The sequence below is a fragment of the Cellulomonas marina genome (assembly GCF_900111925.1).
GTDB classification, from domain to species: domain Bacteria; phylum Actinomycetota; class Actinomycetes; order Actinomycetales; family Cellulomonadaceae; genus Cellulomonas; species Cellulomonas marina.
In genome coordinates this window covers 220959-238399 of record NZ_FOKA01000006.1, presented here as the reverse complement: position 1 = coordinate 238399, position 17441 = coordinate 220959, and the positions used below count along the sequence as shown (strand labels likewise).

Genomic DNA, 17441 nt, shown 5'->3' with positions numbered 1-17441 from the left:
GCCACGTCGATCGTGCCGACCCGGGTGTCGAAGTCCCGATGCCGGTAGCCGTTGCGGGTGTTGACCCGCTCGGTGCTGCGGGCACCGTACTCGGCGCCGCAGATCGCGTCCGCCTCAGCACCCATCAGAGTGTCGATGAAGACGCCGAGCAGCTCACGCAGCAGATCGGGGCTGGCGGTGGCCAGGTGCTCGTGCAAGAAGCGGGCAGGGTCCAGACTGGGTCCAGCGGTCATCGCGGGTCCTTCTCTCGAGTCGACTTGGTAGGTCTCTCGAAGAATCACGCGGTGACCGCCTACACGTCTACGACGACGCCCTCACCAGGGCCGGGCTCGCACACCACTCTGCGGGACGCCACTGTGGCCAGGTGCTCGTGTGGGTCCAGCGGTCATCGCGGGTCCTTCTCTCGAGTCGACTTGGTAGGTCTCTCGAAGAATCACGCGGTGACCGCCTACACGTCTACGACGACGCCCTCACCAGGGCCGGGCTCGCACACCACTCTGCGGGACGCCACTGTTCAGCCGCGCGCGAATCCCAGGACTGGCCGCGGCCAGTTCGGGAGTGTGCCCGCCTTCCGTCGCCGTGGTTCTATCCGTCGTCGTCCACAGCCCGCATGTCTCCGATGCCCGACGGCGGTGAGGACCTACGATCGGTCGGTGGCAGACCAGGGGGCGTCCGGCGAGGACACGATCCGGGTCGTCGATCTGTTCGCAGGGTGCGGGGGCCTGACCCAGGGGTTTCACGCTTACCGCCGCAAGGGTGTCGAGGGCTCGCGGTTCCGCACCGTCGCCGCCGTCGAGTGGGACCGCGCCGCCGCGGCGTCCTACGGGGCGAACTTCGGCCACGAGCACGTGGCGAACGTCGACATCACGGAGTGGATCCCGGGGGACGATCTCGGGGAGGTGGACGTCGTCGTGGGGGGTCCGCCCTGCCAGGGGTTCTCGGCCCTCAACCGCGACGGTGTGCGACCCGAGCGCAACCGCCTCTGGGAGGAGTACGTCCGGGTCGTGGAGGCGGTCCGGCCCAAGGTCTTCGTGATCGAGAATGTCGACAGGTTTGCCCGCTCGCCGGAGTTCGCCGACCTCCGTGCGCGCGTGGAGCACGCCGGTCTGAGCGACTACGAACTCGTGCCTCCGCCTGCGACCGCACGAGGTCCGTTCGTGCTCAACGCGGCCGACTACGGGGCGCCGCAAACCAGGCGCCGCGCAATCGTGTTCGGCGTGCGGAAGGACATGGTCGCTCGGCTCGGTCGATCGCTCGCGTACCCCGGGGCGAGCCACGTGTCGCCGTCGCAAGCCGTGAGGTCGGACAACCCCACGGGCCTCGCACCGTGGAGGACCGCCGACGAGGTGTTCGAGAAGTCCGCAATGCAGCGGCTCGTCCCGACGACGGAAGACCCCCTCCCGCGGAGGTCATCATCGGCGTCCGACTTCTACCGTCGGACGGTCCCGACCTCCCAGCTGCACCTCGCCCGCCGCCCGGGGGCGCTCTCCCGCGCACGCTTCCGCACCATCGGTCCGGGCGGCAACCGCAAGAGCTTGCGCGGCCGCTACGCCCTCTTCTTCGAGACGCCGTCTGAGGTCGTGGTGGAGCGGGCGGACCAAGAGCCAGTCCGAGGCGCGGATGGGGACCTCGAGGTCGACGGCACCTACGTCGCCGTCGGAGCCGGCGATGCCACGAGATACGTCATCGCCGTCGATGGTGTGCTCGAGGTGGAACCGAGGACGAGACGTCCGGTCGCGTTCGCCGTCAAGGTCCAGGAGGAGGGCTCGCTCAGCCCCGTCGCGGCCCGCATGCACTACCTGTCGACCTACTCGTGGGACGTGCACGACTCGGGCACCGGGGACGTGATGGGCCGGCTCCGCATCGGCCAGCCGTCGGTGACGATCCGGACCGAGTTCTTCAAGCCGGAGAAGGGACGCTACCTGCACCCGCTGGAGGACCGTCCGATCACGCACTACGAGGCGGCACTGCTGCAGGGCTTCCCGGAGGACTTCCGGTGGTGCGGCTCGCGGTCGGACGTGGCGCGGCAGATCGGAAACGCCGTCCCTGTCCCGTTGGGCATGGCGATCGCGCGTGCCGTCGACGAGTTCCTCAGTGGGTCGCCCGCCGGCGTCACCCCAGGGTCAGCCCCACTCTTCTGAGCCAGGCATACGACCGACCGCGTGATTCACCCGCGAGCCACTGACATGTCGGGGGTCGCCTAGGTCATGATGACGTCCATATGAGCGATGGATCAGCGGTCCGGTGGCAATGGCGGCCTCAGGACCCCGCATACGGAAACTATGGGAACGCGAACCAGTGGACGGTCAACGCGGGGCTGGCGTCGCTGGCGCGTGAGAGCGCGCAGAACGCCAACGACGCACGCCTCCCTGGCGAGGACGCCGAGCTCGTCTACACGTTCATCCGTCTCACGGGGGCGCACCGCGAGACCTTCGAGCAGGCTCTCGGGTGGCGCGACGAGATGCTGCCGCACCTGCAGGCCATGGGGTCGTCGTCAGGGGGCGCGGTGACGGCGGGTCAGCTCGCCGCCGGTGTGGAGGACCTCAGGCTCGCAGACGCGCTCGTCCTTCTGCGCGTCAGCGACCACGGAGCCCGAGGGCTGCACGGGCCGGAGTTCGCCGTGGGGGACGAAGACCTGTTCGGCAACTTCGTGAAGCTCTGCCGGCTCGACCTGTTCAGCGGCAAGGACAAGGCCGCCGGCGGATCTTTCGGGCTGGGCAAAGCCGTGTACTGGCGCTTCTCGCGGGTGCAGACGGTGCTCTTCAACTCCACCGTGCGCCCAGAGGACGCGTCGGACGGGCAGTTCCGCAGCCGGCTCTTCGGCGTTCAGCAGGGAGTCGTACATCATCTCGACGGCACGTCGTACCAAGGGCGCGGGTACTTCGGCGTGGCGGAGGGCGACGAGAATGTCCGGTCCGTCTGGGGAGACCACGACCTCGCGCGGCGGCTCCACGTCTCGAGACCCGACGACCGCCCGGGGACGACGGCGCTCGCCGTGGGCTTCTACGACCCCGACAACCCTCGGACCGTCTACGGCAGGAACGCGCTGAGCGGCCTCGCCAAGGAGCTCCGACAGGGGATCGAAGAGAGCTTCTGGCCGCTCCTCGCCCGGCGACGGATGACCGTGCGAATTGATGTCGAGGAGAACGGGATTCGCACCGAGTCGACCGTGGTCGACCCGTCCGACACCTTCACCGAGCTCACACGGGCGCTTCGTCGCTACGACGCGGGTGAGGTCGCCGAGACCCTCGACGACCCAGAGGCGGTGATCGTCCGAGACGTCCAGGTCGAGGTGTCCGCGCGTCGGGCCCCCGACGATCACCCCCGGTTCATCCACACGGCCAAGCTCGTGGTGACGATGTCCGACGAGCAGCCCGACACCCTCGAGAACCGCGTGTGCCTGTTCCGCCGGCCGGAGATGATCGTGGAGACGATCGACAAGACGTTCGAGGGTCGGACGTATCACGCGTTCCTGCTCGCGGGGTCTGCGGTCGCGCCCGACGCGCCGACCGAAGAGATGGTCCGGGCAGACGACTTCCTCCGGTTCTCGGAGCCTCCGGCCCACGACCGCTGGATCCCCGGGACTGGGCGCAAGCAGGCCAGCCAGGCAAACCTGACGGCGCGCTACGTGGCCCCGTGGCTGCCGAACCTCAAGGCGATCGAGAGGGGTGTGCTCGAGCAGCTGACCCAGGTGTTCGGTACCCCGCCTCCCCCGCCCGACAGTCCCCCGCAAGCGGTGCTCAAGCACCTGCGGTTCCTCACGGGCGCTCCCGGGTCCGGCGGCCGGGGTGCGACGGTCGGGCGTAAGCCCGAGGTGGTCGACGTGTCCGCCGAGGTGGTCGAGGGCGTGTGGGACATCCGGTTCACCGTGCGTGCGCAGAACCGCGCGCAGGGTTGGGCGATCCAGCCTGAGCTCGTGCTCATCGGCATGGACACATCCGCCGTCGTCGTGCCCTGGGGCGGCCCGCTCGACGTCGTGGGGCCCGTCGACGGCACCTGCGACGGTCGCTCGGTCGTCCTCCCGGAGAAGGACCGCGCTCGGATCGTCAAGGCGGCGCTTCGCGGACGGTCGCCTGCGGTGGCCCCGATCCCTGCGGAGATTTCCCGCGTCGACGTGCGGCTGAGGGTCCTCGACGAGGGGCAGCCCTCGTGAGCCTCCTGCTTCCTTGGACGTCCTGGTCCGAGCCATGGACCCTGAAGGTGTCGGACCTCGTCGTCGACGACGAGCCGCACGACGACCTCCTCGACCCCGAGCACCGGAGCGTGCTGCTGCACGAGAGCCTGTGGCGCGAGGCCTCGCTGAGGGTCACGTCAGACGTCGGCGGGGCGTTCCGGCGCGACCTCACCGGGGACACGGTCGACCTCCGCGCGCACGCCCTGCTCCGGTGCTCAGAGACGCTCTGGCGGACCGCGATCCCGCTCGAGAAGTCGTGGGACGGCGCCTGGTCGGGTCTGGTACCCGTGCGGTCCTCGGTCCTGGCGGGCTCGCCGGAGCTCACCGTCGAGGTGACGGGGCTCGTGGGCGGCGTGCGTCGCCTCGTCGCCCGTTCCGAGCCGTGGCGCCTGGTCTCGGACCGGGCATCGGCCCCTGCCTCTTCGGGCGCCCCTCCCTTCGACTCCGTCTGGGTCGACTTCTCCCACAGCGACGCTCCTACCGAGGCACGGGTGGACCCGGGTGCCTACACCGTCCTCGCGACCGGACCAAAGGGGCTGGTCCTCTACCTCAACTCTGCGATCGAGGGCCTCCGCGACCTGCTCCACGCCGATCATGCGAAGGGTCAGAGACGTCAGGTGCGCGACCTCGTGGGGGCGGAGGTCGCGCGCACGGCGCTGGCTGCCGTCGTCCGGGCCGCGGTCGCCGACGTGCTCGACCTCACGGACGCCGACGAGGCGGCACAGCTCCCGAGCGACCGGACCGCTCGGCAGGCGCTCGCGGCGGTCGCCGGCGCCATGCCGTCGGTGGGTGGGGTCGACGAGCTGCTCGAGCGGATCGTCGATGTCGAGCACGGGCCTGCGTCCGGCCGGTTCTCGCTCTGGGCGCAGATCGACTCGGCGGTCGCCCGTCTCGCCGGTACCACCGGGGCCATCGCCGACACCGCCAGGGAGGTGCGCTTTGTCTGACGCGGTTCTGCACTCGTTCGTGCGCGTCCCTGACATCCAGGACCGCGAGCGAGTCCTGGAGGCACCGGACTTCGTCGGGGACCTGCTGGAACCAGTCCGGCGCGCCGACGGGTCGACCATCCCGATGAGCCCGTTCGACTCTCTGATGTCCGAGTGGCGCCGGCGATTCGCCGAGGCGGATGCGATCGAGGAGAGCGATCGATGGCTCGCACCCCGTCTCCACGCGGCGCTCCGGCTGCTGCGCGTCGAGGCGGCCGACAAGGGCATCTGGCTCTGGTTGGCGCTCCGGTACTCCGACTACCTGGCGATCCGTTGGGGCTCGAAGGGCGACGTCAACGAGTCGCGGTGGACCGGGAGCGTGAACAAGCAGGCGTTCGCACGGCTGTGGTGGGGCGCCGAGCTCTTCCGAGACGGCGGCGACTACAGGCCCGTCGTCGGCGCCTTCGTACGGCAGGACTTCGTGAACTCGTTCCTGCAGCGCGACGTCGCGCGCGTACGGCCGCTGGCGCTCGAGCTCTCCCGCGCCACCGTGAACCTCGATGAGGCGGCTCGGCCCGGATCGCCGATGTCCGCCGACCAGATCAACGACCTCGCGGGAGTTGCCAACCTCTCGCTCGCAGGAGTCGCACCCGAGGCGCTGTTCATCGACTGGTCGGAGGACGTCGTCGCCCTCGAGACGTGGGTCCGAAAGGCTTCCGGCGACGTGTGGGACGGCGACGAGCTGCCGCAGGGTCCGACGGTCGCACACGTGCCTGCGCACGTGCGCGCTGCCGCCTCAGAGGTCGTCGGGCAGTTCCTGCGCGACGCCCCCGAGTTCGCGGTCTTCAAGCAGAACCGTTCGGGGCTGAGAACGGTGCGTCGGCGTGCGGAGCCTGCGGAACGCATGTCCTGAAGACCGGTGGCTGGTTTTGCGTGTCGGTGGTGGCGGCGATGATGCGTCCGCAAACCGGCCATCTGCTGGTGAAAGCTCGAGGCAGGGGGGACATCGATGGGCTTGGCTGCAGGAGACGGTGCGCTCGCACAGGTCGTGCGCGAGCAGACGGAGGCGTGTCTCGCCGTCTACGCGCAGGATCGCAAGCGCGTCGAGGAGGACGCGAACAACGAGCGGCGGATCGCCGAAGGGGGCTACAGGTTCCGCCAGCTCGACGAGCTCCTCCAGAACGCGGTCGACGCGGCTCGGGTCGGCGGCTCCCGGATCGAGATCCGTCTGACCTCGGACACGCTCTACGTCGCCAACGATGGAGAGCCGTTCACGCGCAAAGGCGTCGAGGCGCTCATGGCCTCGGACCTGTCGGCCAAGGACGACGACAGGATCGGCCGCTTCGGGATCGGCTTCAAGTCGGTCCTCGCGATCACCACCGAGCCGCGGGTCTACAGCCGCTCGGTGTCGTTCGCTTTCGAGCAGGGCTGGGCCGAACGGACCATCAGAGAAGCCGGCTTCGACGCGCCGCGATACCCGACCATGCGTCTGGCGCGGGTGGTCGACGCAGGGCTGGCGGCGCGCGAGGACGCCCGCCTGGCGGAGCTGATGGAGTGGGCCTCGACCGTGATCGTCCTACCAGGCCTCACAGCGGACAGGCGCGCGGCCCTGACGAAGGACCTGTCCGGTTTCCGGGCGGAGTTCCTCCTCTTCTCGCCCCACATCTCCGAGGTCCGCCTCGTGGTCGAGGAGCGCGACGTGGACAACCGCATCAGCGCCGAGCGGCATCACGACGGATCTGTCGCGCTGACCGTGCGAGGTTCGGGCGGGTCTGCGAGCGGCGATGTGTCCCGATGGCAGGTCTTCTCCCGCGAGGTGCACCCGCCGAAGGCTGTCCTGGCGGCCGCAGGGCGGATGGCCGATCGCGAGAGCCTGCGGATCGTCTGGGCGGTACCCGAGCGATCGCGGACCTCGGTCGGGTCCTTCTGGGCCTACTTCCCGACCCACGCCGGGACCACGTTGGCAGGCATCGTTAGCGCTCCGTTCCAGCTCAGCGACGACCGGACCGATCTGCTTCGCGGAGCGTTCAACCTTCACCTCCTGCGGGAGGAGCTTCCCCAGCTGGTCGCATCAGCCCTCGCAAGCCTGGCGATCCCTGGCGACGAGGCAGCCCTGCTCGATCTGCTGCCCGCCCGCGGCCGCGAAGACCGGAGCTGGGCGGACGGAGTCATCAACGAGCCGATCTTCGCCGCGCTGCGGCAGGTCGCGTGCGTTCCCGATGTCCGGGGGCGCCTGCGGCGTCCCGAGACGCTCTCCATCGCCCCGGAGGGCGTCGATCTGGCATGGGGGCAGGAGTGGTCGCGGATCCCCACGGCGCCGCTCGACGAGTGGGTCCACCCGGCCGCGCTCTCGAGCCCGGAGCGACGCAATAAGGTCCGTCGTCTCGTCGAATCCATCGGCGGTCGGGCGTTCAGCGGCAAGGAGTGGCTCGAGTGCGTCGTCCGGGAGGGTGACGTCCCATCAGCAGCAGCGGCGATCCGACTGGCCGCGGGAATCGTCCGGGGGACCCCTGAGGGCCGCGCGGCAGCCGAAGGACTTGCGAAGTCGGTGCTCGAGGCCCGCATTGTCCCGCTCGAGGACGGCTCACTGGTCCGGCCCGTGAAGGGGAGGATCTTCATCAGGACCAGCCCCGAGGACGCCAGCGGGGCGTTCGTCGACCCGAAGCTGGTGGATCTACCGGGTGTCGTCGAGGCTCTTGGTGATCTGGGCGTCACGGTGCTCGACAAGAAGGCCGAGCTCGAGGCTGCGCTGATCGCCGCCGCCGGTGCCGGCCGCGCGGACGCCTGGCAGAAGGTCTGGCAGCTCGCGCAACACGTGCCCGAGGACGTGGCCGCCGAGGCTTTCGAGGCGCATGCCCCCGGTGGTGTGCTCCGTTTCGTCCGGGTGCGATCGGCTGCAGGCGCTTGGGTCGGGCTCGGGGACGTGTTCCTCGGTGGCTCGGTGATCCCGTCCCACGCCCGCAGGGACGCCGGGCACCTGGTCGACCCGAGGTTCCACGAAGGGCACGTGGCCCTGCTCCGGCGACTCGGCGCCGTCAGCGAGCCTCAGTGGCGCCCCGCCTCGGACTCGCACTGGCTGACGGCGTACCGAGACACGATGCGCGACAAGTTCCTGGACGTCAGCAATGTTGCAATCTCGTCCGACCAGGTCGAGGTCGAGGAGCGACCCGTCCTGTGGCCGCTCGGCTTCCTCGAGAAACTGTCTCCCGAGGGCCGGCTGGAGCTCACCCGCCTCGTGCTCGACAAGGGAGCCATGCAGCCCTGGCGGGTCCGGAGCAGGCGCGCAGGACCCAAGCCCCTCAGCTTCCTGGCGCCCGAGGAGTGGTTGATCCGAAAGCACGGCCTCTTGGACTCGTCGCTCGGGCCCATGCGCCCCTGCGACTGCATCGCCGCAGCCGGCGGGCTCCCCGGCGAATATTTCCCGGTGGCCGACATCTCGACGGATCTCGGGAAGCGCCTCGGGGTCAAGACGAGTACGGAGCAGTTCACGTCTCAGCAGTGGGCGGCGCTGAAGCAGCTCGCGGACAGCTGGGGCGACGACCGACGTCGCTACGAGTTCTACACCTACCTCCCGGGAATCGAGCCAACGACCACGCTCGTGGTCCGCGTCGGTCGTAGGCTGGAGGCGGTCCAGTCCAAGCACATCGGGGTGACGGACACCGAGGCCGTCTACGAGTCGTTGGTCGAGGCCGCGGTGCCGGCGATGATCCTCGGCACGGAGGATGCCGCGCACTTCCGGACGGAGCTCGGCCTGCCTGACGGTCGCGACCTGCTGAAGGAGGAGGTCGTCGCGACGGCGGTCGGGGAAGAGGTCTACCTGATCGACGAGTTCCCGCCCCTCAAGAGCAATCCGGCCCTGAAGGCCGAGGACCTCGGCATCCGGCTGCAGCGGTGCAGCCGGATCGTCCGGCTGGTCGCGACGCCGCAGGGACAGGTGGAACGGCCTCTGGAGAACAGACGGGAGCCCGGGCGTGTCCTGGTGACAGGCACTGCGCCGGAGAAGGTGCTGGCTCAGGTCTCGGACGCGCTGAGTTTGGGCATGAGCGCTGCCGACATCCGTGCGGTGCTGGCGAAGATGGAGCAGATGCGCGCCACGCACCTGCGACAGGAGGTCCGCAGGGCTGCTCGTGCCGATGCCCTGTCGGGGATCGTGGCCGCGGTCGGACCCCAGGCGCTCCGGTCACAGGTGCCCAAGCAGGCGCTCGACCTTCTGGAGCGCGGGGGGGCGATCTCCGACACCGAGCTCGCCCGACTGGCGCTGTCGGTGCACGGCGTCGGGATCCTCAAGACCTTGAGGGCTTCGCTGGAGGAGCGCGGTCTCGAGCCCCCACGCGAGTTCGGCGGCCGCCAGAACGAGCGGCGCTGGGTGGCCGACATGGGTTTCCCGGCAGAGTGGGCGGGTTTCCCGTCTCGGCGTTCCCCGGCACGTGAACTCATCGACGGCCCCGTCGAGCTGAGTCCTTTGCACCCGTACCAGCTGACCGTGACCGAGCGGATCCGAGCGCTCCTGGCGGGGATCGGGCGACAGCGAGGCGTCGTGTCCCTCCCGACGGGCGCGGGGAAGACCCGTGTCACCGTCCAGGCGCTCGTCGAGGAGGTCGCCGCGGGCAGGCTCACCGGACCGATCGTCTGGATCGCCCAGTCCGAAGAGCTGTGCGAGCAGGCAGCGGAGAGCTGGACCTACGTGTGGCGGGCTCTCGGTCCGGGGGAGCTCGTGCTCAGCCGGCTCTGGGGGTCGAACGAGGTCGAGGAGGAGCCGGTCGGTACGCAGGTCGTCGTCGCGACCGACGCGAAGCTCGACTCGATCATCGGGTCGCGCAGCGAAACGTACGCGTGGCTGCGGGAGCCGTCCGTCGTCGTCGTCGACGAGGCGCACACGTCGGTGAGTCAGCGATACACGGCGATCTTCGACTGGTTGGGGCTCGGCGCGAGGTCCGGGACCACGCGCCCGCTCCTGGGCCTGACCGCGACACCGTTTCGCGGCAACTCCGACGAGGAGACGTCGCGACTCGTGCGCCGGTACGACTCGAACCTCCTCGACCAAGGCGTCCTGGGTGACGACCCCTACCGGACCCTTCGTGAGATGAAGGTGCTGGCCGAGGTCGAGAAGCGGCGCCTCGACGGCGCCGTCGTGCACTTCTCCGACGCCGAACTGGCTGAGATCGACAAGATGCAGAGGTTCCCCAGCAGCCGCGAGACCCAGCTGGGCGAGGACGTCGAGCGCAACGAGCGAATCGTGCGGTCGATCTGCGACCTGCCCGAGGACTGGCCGGTCCTCCTGTTCGCGCCCTCGGTGGAGAACGCCCGCTCGCTGGCCGCCCTGCTCTCCCACCGCGGGGTCACCGCGCAATCGATCTCGGCCGCGACGGAGGGTGCCGCGCGCCGGCACTACATCGACGAGTTCCGGCAGGGGCGCATCCGCGTGCTCACCAACTACAACGTGCTCACGCAGGGGTTCGACGCCCCGGCGGTCAAGGCCGTGTACGTCTGCCGGCCCACCTTCAGCCCGAACGTCTACCAGCAGATGGTCGGCCGTGGTCTCCGCGGTGAGCTCAACGGGGGGTCGGAGAGGGTGCTGATCGTCGACGTCGAGGACAACCTCAACGTGCACGGCGAGAGGCTGGCCTTCCGGGCGTTCGAGAAGTTGTGGACGTCATGAGCACGGATGCTCCAGAGCTCGACCTGAGCCAGCGTGCGGCTGTCGAGATAGAGGCCGGCGAGCGACAGGTCGTCGTCGCCGGACCGGGTTCCGGCAAGACCGAGGTGGTCTCCGCACTCGTGGCGCGGCTCGTCGACGAGATGCTCCAGGCGGGAGGCGAACCGCAGCACTCCTTGCTCGTCGTGAGCTTCTCGCGCGCGGCGGTCCACGCCGTGAATCGTCGTCTTCGCGCCGCGGGCATCGGTTCGTCGGCGGCGGTGCGCACCCTCGACTCGCTCGCACAGCAGATCGTCCTCGACGCGTACGGCGAGCAGATCACCGGGCGGGATCTCTTCGACCGTCGGGTGAGCCGCGCGATCGACGCCCTCCGCGAGAAGGTCTGGGAGGGGATCGACGACCTCGAGCACGTCGTCGTGGACGAGGTGCAGGACGTCGTCGGCGTCCGTGCGGAGCTCCTCCTCGCGCTGCTCGACGCGCTGCCGCCGCACGCGGGGTTCTCCCTCCTCGGGGATCCCGCGCAGGCGATCTACGATTTTCAGCTCACCGCGGACCACCCCACGTCGAGCACAGACCTGCTCCAGGAGGTGTTCGACCGGCACGGGCCCGAGCGAAGGAGCCTCACGGGCACGTACCGCGCCGCGACCCGAGACACGGCCGCGGCGGTTGCGCTCCGTGGTGCCGGCCAGGACGAGTCGCTCGCAGGCGCCGAGCATGCCGTCGGGGACTTCGCCGAAGCTCTCGTCCCGGTCGAGCAGCACGAGGTGGTGGCCCTCGCGCGCGAGTACCTCGGACGCTTTGCGATCCTGACCGCGACCAACGGTCAGGCCTTGATGGAGGCGCACGACCTGTGGGACGCGGGCGTGCCCGCCGTGCTCAGGAGGCAGTCCGCGGCGCAGGTGGTCGACCGGTGGGTCGCCGAGGTCCTCACGCAGCGCACCACGTGGGACCTCGACGCGCTCGAGGTGGCGGTGGGGGACGAGAGGCTCGCCGCCGAGCGGTGGCGCGGTATCCGGGAGTGGACACGGGGCCGGACCGTGGAGACCCGTGAGATCTCTCGGCGACTGCGGTCCGGTCCGGTGCCAGCAGAGCTGCTTGCGGTCGAGCCGGACCTGCCCGTCGTCTCGACGGTCCATCGCGCGAAAGGGCTGGAGTTCGACGCGGTCGTGACGACCGAGTACGAGAGGTTCCGCGAGGAGGACGAATCTCGTTCGGAGTCGACCCGCGCGACGTACGTAGCGCTTACCCGCGCCCGGATCAGGCTCAACAGGATCCGCCGGAAGCGGTACCCACAGGTCCTCAGCAAAGATGCCGCCAGCGGGCGCTGGCGCCGGAGCTTCCGCTCCCGGAAACAGGTCAAGGCGGTCGAGATCCGGGGTGATGACCTCGACCGTACGATCCCGCCGGGGGCCGACGTCGCTCACGCCCAGCAGCACCTGCGGGACCGTGTCGGGCCCGGGGACCCCGTTCGGCTCGTCCACGACTGGACCAGCGGGGACGTCCCTCACTGGCGCGTCATGCACGACGAGGTCGAGATCGGCCGCACGGCCGAGAGGTTCGGAGCGGACCTGCGTCGTCAGCTGTGGGGCGGCCTCGACCGGGATCTCCGCGGGGCACACGTCGAGTGCGTCGAGACCGTGGCGGGTGAGCCTGCAGCAGGATCGGCGGACGATGACGGCTCGGGCCGCCTCGGGCTCTGGCTCGGGGTGCGGCTCACGGGCTTCGTCGTGCGTGACTACAAGGACGAGAGCAAGGGCGAGGACGAGGCATGAGCAGGCTGGACCCCTGGTACGAGGCTCGCGAGGAGATGGTGCGGGCCCTGTCGGCCGATCTCATGGGCACGTCGGAGGACGTGCACCTCGACGAGCCACCGCTCGACCGGTTCCTCGTGGGCGTCCTGCACCCGCCGGGCGAGCAGCCCGAGGTGGACGTCGCGGACGTCGGAGAGGTCGAGACCGGCACGCAGGTCGACGCCGACTACGACCCCGGGGTCAGCTTCTCCCGCATGCGACGCCCGGCGTCGATGGGACTGACCTTTGGCGTCGACAAGAGCACGACGACGCAGGTCGTCGTCGCCGTCACCGCAGACCGCTACGTCCCGCAGATCGGCAGCCCCGTCGCGGACGAGACGCTGCCTCAGCCGACCGACGGGGACGTCGAAGACGACGCGCGGGTCGTCGATCGGTTCGTGTCGACCAAGCCCAAGCTCTGGAACCTCGGGGCGCAGGTGGACTTCTCGCAGGCTTTCGACGTCGTGCCGGGGACGGTGCGTGTCGAGGTGGGGGACCACCTCCAGGTGCGCGTCGTCGTCCGACCCGAGGCGCGGGGCATCACGTCCGTGACGGTCGTGCTGGTGAACACGCATGCAGGCGCGAGGTCGAACAGCGCCGACGAGTTCTGCTGGTTCCGGCCGGAGATCTCCGTCGAGACGGTCGGGGGAGCCTTCGTGGCCCGTCGGGCCTCGTCAGCGGCCCCGCGTGGCAGCGACGAGGCGAGCGCCGACCTCCTCTACCGCGGAGCTCTGAGCCTGGCCGCCGGTCACGGCTGCGCCGTCACATGGCCGTCCGGAACGGGCCCCGTCCAGCGGCTGGTCACGACGTTCTTGCCCCGTCAGGACCTCGAGATGGCGCGGCCCGAGCGGCCAGAGCTCGCCGGCCGCTTCGGCATGCGGACGTTGGGGTCGACGGACGACCGATCTGCCCTTCATGACCTCGTCGACGGGTACGAAGGATGGGTGGACTCACAAGCAGCCCGTCTGGGCGAGCTGCCCGACCAGCTTCGAGTCACGGGCGAGGACCATGTCGCCGCCGCCCGAGAGGCGGTGGAGAGGATGCGGCGCGGCATCAGGTCGCTGGACGCCGACCCCGATGCCGCCCGTGCTTTCCGGGTGATGAACAGCTCCATGCAGTCCCAGCGCGCTCGGCAGGTGATGGTGCGGACAGGGGCCGATGTCCCGTCCGAGGACGAACAGCATTGGCGCCCCTTCCAGGTGGCGTTCATCCTGCTCAACCTCGAGGGACTCGTGGACCCCGCCTCTCCGGAGCGGGACGTCGCGGACCTGCTCTGGTTCCCCACGGGCGGTGGCAAGACGGAGGCCTACCTGGGCCTCATCGCCTTCACCCTGGTCCTGCGCCGGCTCCGCGGGCTGCCAGGTGCGGGCGGCGGTGTCGGGGTGATCATGCGCTACACGCTCCGCCTGCTCACGTTGCAGCAGTTCGAGCGCGCGACCGGGCTCATGTGCGCGCTGGAGGTGTGGCGGCGCCAGGAGCTCCCGGCGTCCACGCCTTTCACCGTCGGGCTGTGGGTCGGTCTGTCGGCGACGCCCAACGACAAGAAGCAGGCCGACGCAGCCCTCCGTGCGCTGGCCGACGGGCGGTCCACGGGGAAGAACGGCAACCCGTGCCAGTTGCTGGCGTGCCCCTGGTGCGGCCACGCGCTCCGACCCGCCGATTACGTGCAGAGCCGGACGCTGCAGCGCCTCGTAGCGGAATGCCCGAACACCGGCTGCGACTTCCGAGACGGTCTTCCTGTCGTCGTCGTCGATGAGGACGTCTACTCGACCCGGCCTTCTCTGCTGATCGGGACCGTCGACAAGTTCGCCATGATGGCGTGGCGGGAGGAGGTCCGGCAGCTCTTCGGGCAGGACGGGCGGTTTGCGACGCCGGACCTCATCGTCCAGGACGAGCTGCACCTCATCAGCGGGCCGCTCGGGACGCTGGTCGGTCTCTACGAGACGGCGGTCGACGCCGCGGCGACGGGCTCCGCCCGACCGAAGCTCGTCGCGTCCACGGCCACGATCCGGCGTGCGCGCGACCAGGTACGGGCAGTCTTCGACCGGGACTCGCGGCAGTTCCCACCGTCCGGGATCGACCCCGAGGACAGCTGGTTCGCCGTGCAGGCGCCTCCGGACGAGCTCCCCGCGCGGCTCTACGTCGGCGTGCTGGCCCCGGGCGCGAGCCACTCGACGTTGCTCATCCGCACGTACGCGGCACTTCTTCAAGCCGGCAAGGACCTGCAGGCCGCTCCCGAGGTCCGCGACGCGTACTGGACGCTCCTGGGCTACTTCAACAGCCTGCGGGTGCTCGGCGCGGCCTACATCCAGTCGATCGACGACGTGCCCGGGCGACTGCCCGTCGTCGCCCGACGGCTCGGGTCGCAGGTCCGCGAGCTGAGGGAGCCGAAGGAGCTCACGTCACGGGTCCCGGCGGAAGAGGTGCCTCAGCGGCTCAAGGAGCTGACGACGTCGGTCGGCGGCGAGGACTGCCAGGACGTCGTCCTGGCGACGAACATGATCTCGGTCGGTGTCGACGTGGACAGGCTCGGCCTGATGGTGGTCATGGGACAGCCCCAGACGACCTCCGAGTACATCCAGGCCACCAGCCGCGTCGGTCGGCGGCACCCCGGGCTCGTCATCACGCTCTACAACGCGGCTCGCACGCGGGACCTCTCCCACTACGAGGCCTTCGTCCCGTACCACCGGGCGCTGTACCGCCAGGTCGAGGCGACAGGCGCCACCCCGTTCGCGCCCCGAGCGGTCGACCGCGGGCTCCACGGGGTCCTGGTGTCGCTCATGCGTCTCCTCGTGAAGGGTGCGGCGGTGGATACGGCGGTGCGCTCGGTCGAGGACTCCGACGCGGTCGAGCGGGTGCGTCGGGTCGTCCGCGAGCGCGTCGCGGCGGTGACGCCGGACGAGCAGGAGCGGGTGCTCGACGCCCTGGACGCCCTGATCGAGAACTGGCGGGCCTACACCCCGCGACTGACGAAGCTGACCTCCTGGCAGGGGCCCATGGGTGCACTCGTGGTCCCGGCGGGCGGCTCACCCTTCGCGCCGCGTGAGCAGCAGAATCAGCTCGAGGCGTTCCCGGTCGCCGAACCGGCCTGGCCGACGCTCACGAGTCTCCGGAACGTCGATGCGACGAGCTCGCTCTACATCAGGAACAGGAAGCTGGGGGACCGTGCCCGCTAAGAAGATCGGCGACGCCCGACAGAGTCAGCTGGTCTCGACGTACGGCGTCGGCAGCCTGTACCCGGCCGAGGACCAGAGCTACATGGTGATGGGGACCGAGTACTGGCCTCCGTTCGCCCCCCGGCTCGACGAGCCACGCCTTGCCCGTGCGCTGGGAGTGAAGCACTTCAAGTCGCCCGCCGCGGGCGGCTCCGCGGACGTCCCGGTGACGCCATTCCCGTTGACCCACTACTGCCCGAGGTGTCACGTGCTGGGTGCCGTGTACACGATCGGGGACGACAAGTCCTGGTGCGCGCGCTGCAACCGGTCGCGCCTCGTCCCCTCGCGCTTCGTCGCGTGCTGCGACGCGGGGCACATCGAGGACTTCCCCTACTTCGGGTGGGTCCACGGGGGCGAGGATCGGAGCGTCGCCGAGAGCGAGCACCAGTTGACCCTGCGGATCAAGGGCGAGTCCTCGTCGCTGTCCGACATCGTCATCGGTTGCAGCTGCGGGGCGGCGCCGAAGTCGCTCAACGGGGCGTTCGGCCCCAACGCCCTGGCCACCGTGCGGAGCTGCAAGGGACGCCGTCCGTGGCTCGAGACGGACGACGAGTCGTGCGACCGCCCCCTGCGAGCGCTCCAGCGCGGTTCGTCGAACGTGTGGTTCGCCTCGATGCGGTCGACGATCTCGATCCCGCCCTGGTCGACGGCCGCCGCAGCATGGGTCGAGCGCCACTGGACCACGCTCGAACACGTCCCGGACGACATCCTCGCCTCGGTGCTCGCGCCGATGGTCGCGACGTCGCCGGGCGTCTCGGTCGAGGCCGTCAGGGCGGTGATCGCAGACCGCAGAGGACTCGCCACGGGCCACCAGCCGTCGGAGGACGAGCTACGTCGAGACGAGTTCTCGGCACTGCGGCTGGGGACGATGGGCGCGTCCGCCCACGACACCTTCATCTGTGAGCCCGAAACCGTCGCCGAGGGCATCGCCGCCGTCGTCGCCCAGGTGTCGACCGTCCACCGCCTGCGGGAGGTGCGGGCGATCGAGGGCTTCTCGCGAGTGACTCCCCACGTCCCTGACGGGAAGGTGAAGAAGGCGCCGCTGAGCCAGGCCGCGCTCGACTGGCTGCCGGCCCTCGAGGTCCACGGCGAGGGGATCTTCGTCCGGCTGGACGAGGCGCTGCTGACCTCGTGGGAAGGCAGGAACAGCGTCCGTGTCCGAGTACGGACGCTCAACGAGGCGAAGGACCGCCGCGACCGCGAGTACGAGCGCCCGGAATCTGCGCCGGTACTCGCGCGGACGGTAGCCCTTCACACCATGAGCCATCTGCTGCTGAACGAGCTGAGCCTGCACGCCGGCTACCCGGCGTCGGCACTCCGCGAGCGTCTCTACGACGCGCCCGACCAGGCGGGGATCCTCGTGTACACGGCGTCGTCTGACTCGGCGGGCAGCCTCGGCGGCCTCGCCGCACTGGCGAAGGAGGACGTCTTCGCCCCGATCTGGACCGCGGCCGTCGAGCGCGGGCGGTGGTGCTCGTCCGACCCGGTGTGCGCGGAGTCCTTCGGTTCGGGCACCGACAACCTGAACCTCGCTGCGTGCCACGCCTGCCTGCTTCTGCCCGAGACGAGCTGCGAGAACCGGAACGCGTTCCTGGACCGTGTGTGTGTCGTGGGGAGCGACGACGTGCCGGACGCCGCGCTCTTCCCGGCGTGACGGCAGCCGGACGCGGCCTGTGTCGC

General features: G+C 70.0%; 9 protein-coding genes. 8 read left to right on the top strand and 1 reads right to left on the bottom strand.

Features of this window, described 5'->3' with window-relative positions; all coding sequences use genetic code 11:
- On the bottom strand, positions 1–233 hold a 233-nt coding region (locus tag BM048_RS08875), incomplete at its 3' end, for a transposase (protein ID WP_175499409.1).
- Between the two features lie 420 nt (positions 234–653).
- Between BM048_RS08875 and BM048_RS08870 the strand changes: the two genes are divergently transcribed.
- The 8 genes from BM048_RS08870 to drmB all read left to right on the top strand — a co-directional run bounded on the left by BM048_RS08870 (position 654) and on the right by drmB (position 17415).
- Positions 654–2141, top strand: coding sequence for a DNA cytosine methyltransferase (locus tag BM048_RS08870; protein ID WP_175499407.1), 1488 nt, complete (start codon positions 654–656; stop codon positions 2139–2141).
- 320 nt (positions 2142–2461) lie between these two features.
- On the top strand, positions 2462–4153 hold the full coding sequence (locus tag BM048_RS08865; protein ID WP_139224384.1) for a hypothetical protein: 1692 nt from the start codon (positions 2462–2464) through the stop codon (positions 4151–4153).
- Positions 4154–4200: 47 nt separating this feature from the next.
- The gene (locus BM048_RS08860) at positions 4201–5121 is read left to right on the top strand and encodes a hypothetical protein (protein ID WP_090032443.1); all 921 of its coding nucleotides are present in this window, start codon (positions 4201–4203) and stop codon (positions 5119–5121) included.
- Positions 5114–6013: a DUF6339 family protein gene (locus BM048_RS08855; RefSeq protein ID WP_139224382.1), complete on the top strand. Its 900-nt coding sequence runs from the start codon at positions 5114–5116 to the stop codon at positions 6011–6013. The genes BM048_RS08860 and BM048_RS08855 overlap by 8 nt, the downstream gene beginning before the upstream one ends.
- Positions 6014–6148: 135 nt before the next feature.
- Positions 6149–10759: a sacsin N-terminal ATP-binding-like domain-containing protein gene (locus tag BM048_RS08850; RefSeq protein WP_139224381.1), complete on the top strand. Its 4611-nt coding sequence runs from the start codon at positions 6149–6151 to the stop codon at positions 10757–10759.
- Positions 10756–12528, top strand: coding sequence for a UvrD-helicase domain-containing protein (locus BM048_RS08845; RefSeq protein ID WP_139224380.1), 1773 nt, complete (start codon positions 10756–10758; stop codon positions 12526–12528). The genes BM048_RS08850 and BM048_RS08845 overlap by 4 nt, the downstream gene beginning before the upstream one ends.
- A complete protein-coding gene (locus BM048_RS08840) occupies positions 12525–15722 on the top strand; it encodes a helicase-related protein (RefSeq protein WP_090032433.1) in 3198 nt (1065 codons plus the stop codon). The genes BM048_RS08845 and BM048_RS08840 overlap by 4 nt, the downstream gene beginning before the upstream one ends.
- Entirely contained in the window at positions 15712–17415 is a 1704-nt protein-coding gene (gene drmB, locus BM048_RS08835) for a DUF1998 domain-containing protein (protein WP_175499405.1), read from the top strand. The genes BM048_RS08840 and drmB overlap by 11 nt, the downstream gene beginning before the upstream one ends.
- Positions 17416–17441 lie beyond the last annotated feature (26 nt).

Excerpts from the sequence above, each read along its gene's own strand:
- BM048_RS08865 (WP_139224384.1), top strand. The coding sequence starts at position 2,462 with ATGCTGCCGCACCTGCAGGCCATGGGGTCGTCGTCAGGGGGCGCGGTG.
- BM048_RS08845 (WP_139224380.1), top strand. The coding sequence starts at position 10,756 with ATGAGCACGGATGCTCCAGAGCTCGACCTGAGCCAGCGTGCGGCTGTC.
- BM048_RS08840 (WP_090032433.1), top strand. The coding sequence starts at position 12,525 with ATGAGCAGGCTGGACCCCTGGTACGAGGCTCGCGAGGAGATGGTGCGG.